We start from the raw sequence: 5205 nt of genomic DNA, 5'->3' as shown, positions 1-5205 counted from the left end.
CAAGCTGAAAAGCCTCTGCTAGAAACTTAAATCATCAAAAATCTTGAAAAAGTAAGCCCGATGATTTGATGCTCCTAGGTCGCCGCTACGCGAACGGAGGGTGTAGAGGCTGTTTGGTTCAGCCTTTAAGGGTTTTATACTCTTAATAATCCCAGCGACCTAGGAGCCGCTACGGGAACGCTATAATCTTCGGGCTTTGCCCGACGCGGGGCGCGTTCGATTTAGCGATGGGAGTATCAAACACCGCAAGTAAAAGTTAACTGCATACACTGCCAGAGTATTTAAATAAATACCAGATAGGGGTTGACCTTTGGATGGGCGGCAAATTTTACGCGATCGCAAAATTTGCTTAACCAGTTTTCCTAAAGCTTGCTGCCGCTCTTGAGTATCTCGTGGGTACCTTTGCACTTGGCATACCAGCTGCCTAATTTGCTCTTTCATGGCTATCAATTAGAAAGACTGACCTGCTTACTTATCTGGCTGAGCTGAAATTTTTATGGGTTAATTTACAAAACTTTATTTTTTTCTAGAATCGTAGGGTGGGTAGTGCCCACCAGACATCAATCGTTTGAGTTAATTATTATCCCCAGATCCCAAGTGATTCATTGTAGGGTGAGCAGTGCCGAATTAAGAATTTAGAATTTAGAATTTAGAATTTAGAATTTAGAATTTAGAATTTAGAATTTAGAATTTAGAATTTAGAATTTAGAATTTAGAATTTAGAATTTAGAATTTAGAATTTAGAATTTAGAATTTGTAATTCTGCATTCTCCATTCTGCATTCTCCATTCTGCATTCTCCATTCTGCATTCTCCATGCTCCATGCTCCATGCTCCATGCTCCATTCTCCATTCTGCATTCTCCATTCTGACAGACAACCTTCAACAGACAACCTCTCGACTATCAGTTGATTTTCTCGGTAAATCCTGAAGGTATCCTGGAAAATCTGCCATCGGCTGCAACTTCCTTAACGGTAACTCATTAGTTGCGACATTTTCCACAAATCCCAGCAGTTTCGCTTCTGTCAAGGAGTGATTCAGTAGCACCGCTATATAAGCAATTCTATCTTGCCAAACTTCTTCTGGGACGTAAACGAACTCAGCATCTGGTGAGACTGGTTTACATTCGAGCTTGCCGTAATTTTTAACCACTAAATCAGCCACATCTAGGAATGTCTGCATGATCTCTTTCTGGCTATCACTAGACTCTAAGTCAGTTTCAAATCCTAGACCCTGTAAGTACTCATTGACTGCATACACCACCAAGGTATTGAGATAAACCTGTTCGGCTTTTTCCAGATTAGATTGCTGTTGGCAACGCTTTTCTGCTAGCTGATGGGCTGCTTCTGGTAGTGTGACCATAATTTGACAGACTAGTGTGACTGAGCAATCCCTCTAGTTTAGCTTTACCAATAAATTATCAACTATAATAGGTATCATCCTATAGGTAGAGGAATAATTCCCTTTAACCCCTACAGGTGATCTAAGTTTATGTATTGAGCAGATTAAGCACAGATTTGGACAAGCCTGTATTTTTTTATACAATTTTTATCCCATTTATTCTTCTATATATCTCTTGATTTCAGGGGCTAATTTCCTAATATTACGTTGAAAGAAGTTATTCAGGGATGAAATTTTAATTCCTAAAGAATCCGATATCTCTTGCCATTTTTTTCCGTCGAGGTAGGCTAACCCTATCACTTGCAATGTGGCGGAAGGATGGTTTTTGATATGTTTCTGTAAGAGCTTTTCCGGGTCTGCTTTAAAATAGTATCTGAGCTGGTCATACAACGTCAGTTCTGTTTCCGGTTGTGCCACAGTCTCTATGGTCATCGATTCCCCAGTCAGCTCAGAAAAGTTTGAGGAGAAAGGCAGAGAGGCTTTAGCCATCTCAAAGACTAATGAATCTCCCTTTGTCCGGTCTTTTGCGATTAACTGGGACAACAACAATAAGACCATCAGAATTTTAGTAACGTTACTGATCTGGGTCTTGTCTATAATTAAGCCTTTAATGCTTAGTGTGATCCAAAAAATCACAGAATCTAGTTTGGTGCTTTTAATCAGAGCGTTCAACTGATATTTGATTCTGACAATTTTGCCAGATTGAGCTTGGATAAATGGGTCATTGAGGTCTTGTTGAGCCTTTTGTAACATCTTATCAAGGCGATAATTGACCCAGGCTATAAATTTCCCTTTTGCTTGATTGTAGTGATTGAGGTTTTGATAGACATAATACAATGTCCGATTCACAGCATCATCATAGACCTCAGGGGAAAATTTGCCTCGATAGCAAAGCTTACCGGAAAGCTTAATGGCATTGAGCAATTCCGTTAAGGCATAAAATCGCTCTGGGCTATGGGGTTGATGCCGTTGTGCTTCTAGGGCTAGCTGCTGAAGACGACTCTCGTCGAGTACCTTCTTAAAAAGACTATCCCGCCAAGAGGCCAACTCCTTTTCAGAAGTCATTTGTAGATATGGGCTATCAATATCCTCCTCAAGTTGATGGTTGAGCTGCTCCTGTACGGTCTGATATATCTCTAGATAGATGCCAGATAGAGGGTGACCTGGCCGTGGGCGACACACTTTACGGGTACGCAAAATATGCTCAACTAGTTCTGCCAAAACCTGATACCGCTGTTGATTTTCAATCGTATCTTGTTTTGATTTAATCACCAGATGTTGAATTTGCTTGCTCATGACCATTCAGGAATGCTTGTGTAATTAGTTATCAGGGTAGTTTCCAAGTTTTATGAAATTCGTTACAAAACTTTATATTTTGGAATAGTTACAAAACTTTATATAAAATTGTAGAAAAATTGGATTTTCGGAGTGATTAACATAGTGAGGGCAATCAAAAAGCCTTGATGCTCTTGATGGCAAAACTGCTCATAGTGTTCTGTAAGTCATAAAGCAGAATTACTTACTCTAACTAAATTCAAAACCTTACTATCAGGGAAAAAAACAATGGGTACTTTTAACCTTGGAACTCTCAGTGGTCTAGAAACCAATTCTTTCACTTCTTCCAATTCTCTGACTGTATTTGATCCCACTGATGTCTTTACCTTTAGCCTCAATGGTACCAAAGATATTGGTATAGCACTTACTAATATCAGCGCTGGGGACGATGCTGATCTCAGGCTATTTCGGGATAGCAATGACAATGGCGTTTTTGATTCACCAGACCAGCAAATTGCCAGTTCCATCAACTCTGGCAATAGTGATGACATAATTAACCTTGCTGATCAAGGGAATGGTTTGTACTTTGCCCAAGTGGAGCGCTATGCTCCAGGTAGCTCTGGCTCTGTCTCCTACAATCTGAGCTTATCTGCCACCGTTAACCTAGGTACTTTAACAAACACTCCCGTCACCCGCAACAATTTCTCAGTCAGCGCAGATGACCCCAAAGATGTTTTTGAGTTCCGTCTTAATGGAACTAGCAACATCTATATTGCCCTCACTGATATCAGTGCTGGGGACGATGCTGATCTCAGAGTATTTCGGGATAGCAATGACAATGGCGTTTTTGATTCAGCAGATCAGGAAATTGCCAGTTCCAGGATAGGAGGCAATAGTGATGACATAATTAACCTTGCTGATCAAGGGAGTGGTCTCTACTTTGCCCAAGTAGAGCGCTTTGCTCCAGGTAGCTCTGGCTCTGTCTCCTACAATCTGAGCTTATCTAACACCTTTAACCTAGGTACTTTAACAAACACTCCCGTCACCCGCAACAATTTGTTTCTGACGCCAGATGACCCGAAAGATGTTTTCGAGTTCCGTCTTAATGGAACTAGCAACATCAATATTGCCCTCACTGATATCAGTGCTGAGGACGATGCTGATCTCAGAGTATTTCGGGATAGCAATGACAATGGCATTTTTGATTCAGCAGATCAGGAAATTGCCAGTTCCAGGATAGGAGGCAATAGTGATGACTCCATTAACCTTGCTGATCAAGTGACTGGTCTATACTTTGCCGAAGTGGAGCGCTATGCTCCAGGTAGCTCTGGCTCTGTCTCCTACGATATCGCTTTATCCACCTCCGATCGTAGTAACATACTTCACACAGAACAGGATTTTGGTGACTTGTCAGCAGACCGGAGCCTAAGTGGTTTTGTAGGTGACACAGATACCACTGATACCTACGAGTTTTCGATTGGATTATTTGAGGGGGTCAACATTAACCTTACTGGACTCAGTAGTGACGCTGATCTGCAAGTAATCCGAGATTCTAATAACAATGGTCTGGTTGACAGTGGCGAGGTCATTGACACTTCAACTCGTGGTGGCAGCCTCTCAGAATCAATCAATATTAACTCTCCTGGTGACTACTTCGTCCAAGTCTATCAGTTCAGTGGTGATACCAGCTACACTCTGACTCTTGACCTGTGAATCTTAAACATTTAAGACCTGGTGAAAGGGTTGTTGATACCAAGTTGCATTCATATCTAGTACTATATCACCAGATCACCCGGTCTTCTTTTGAGGAATATACTATTTTAGGACTTAGAAGGTTTAGTCGGCTTAGTAAGTCCTAAGATAAATTATACAACTTATACCAGTTTCAAGCAATATTGTTCAAGCAATATTGTTACATAGGAATCACTAACCCATCCCAAAAATACTCGATTATCACCTGATCATCCCACTTAAAACTCATCATCCTCATCTCCCCACTTCCCCTTGGACTCAGCCGCCCTGGGGCTACTCCTAGGCTTGACCTGATAACCCTGCTCTGGCAAGAGCTCCAACTGCTTACCGGTCTTCGCCCGTTCGGGCTGTTTGCGCCTTCGCGGTTCATTCTTGCTACCACCACCATGGCGACGCCAAGAGGTTCGTTCTTCAGAGGTATCCTCGGCTACTACTTCATACAATAACGCCACCTTCTCCCCATCTTTACCTTTACGCAATACCCGACCCAAGCGCTGGATATACTCCCGAGATGAACCAGTTCCTGACAAGATAATCGCCACTCGCGCATCGGGTACATCGACTCCCTCATTCAACACATGGGATGCCGCTAAACAGCGATACTCTCCTTCCCGAAATCGCTTCAAAATATCATGACGCTCTTTGACTGGGGTTTGATGAGTAATCGCGGGAATCAATAACTCTTGAGAAATGCGATAAAGTGTAGCATTACCATTGGTAAAAATTAACATCTTCTCTGGGTAATGCTGAGCCAGTAAATCTAGCAAAATCCTTAATT

The 5205-nt window shown here is 41.9% G+C and carries 5 protein-coding genes; 1 reads left to right on the top strand and 4 read right to left on the bottom strand.

Annotated features, from left to right (window positions below; genetic code table 11):
- Positions 1-180: 180 nt before the first annotated feature.
- From F6K37_RS31495 to F6K37_RS31485, 3 genes are all read right to left on the bottom strand, one after another.
- Positions 181-441: a hypothetical protein gene (locus F6K37_RS31495; protein ID WP_008180145.1), complete on the bottom strand. Its 261-nt coding sequence runs from the start codon at positions 439-441 to the stop codon at positions 181-183.
- A gap of 440 nt (positions 442-881) precedes the next feature.
- Entirely contained in the window at positions 882-1361 is a 480-nt protein-coding gene (locus F6K37_RS31490) for a DUF1822 family protein (RefSeq protein WP_287254483.1), read from the bottom strand.
- Between the two features lie 195 nt (positions 1362-1556).
- Positions 1557-2696: a hypothetical protein gene (locus tag F6K37_RS31485; RefSeq protein WP_287254481.1), complete on the bottom strand. Its 1140-nt coding sequence runs from the start codon at positions 2694-2696 to the stop codon at positions 1557-1559.
- Positions 2697-2963: 267 nt separating this feature from the next.
- Here F6K37_RS31485 and F6K37_RS31480 point away from each other — a divergent pair, with 267 nt between their 5' ends.
- The gene (locus F6K37_RS31480; protein WP_008180155.1) at positions 2964-4388 is read left to right on the top strand and encodes a PPC domain-containing protein; all 1425 of its coding nucleotides are present in this window, start codon (positions 2964-2966) and stop codon (positions 4386-4388) included.
- A gap of 257 nt (positions 4389-4645) precedes the next feature.
- Here the strand turns inward: F6K37_RS31480 and F6K37_RS31475 are convergent.
- Positions 4646-5205: helicase-related protein (locus F6K37_RS31475; RefSeq protein ID WP_287254478.1), on the bottom strand; the 560-nt coding region annotated here is incomplete at its 5' end.

Source organism: Moorena sp. SIO4E2 (genome assembly GCF_010671945.1).
Lineage (GTDB): Bacteria > Cyanobacteriota > Cyanobacteriia > Cyanobacteriales > Coleofasciculaceae > Moorena > Moorena producens.
This window is presented reverse-complemented; position numbering and strand designations above follow the sequence as displayed.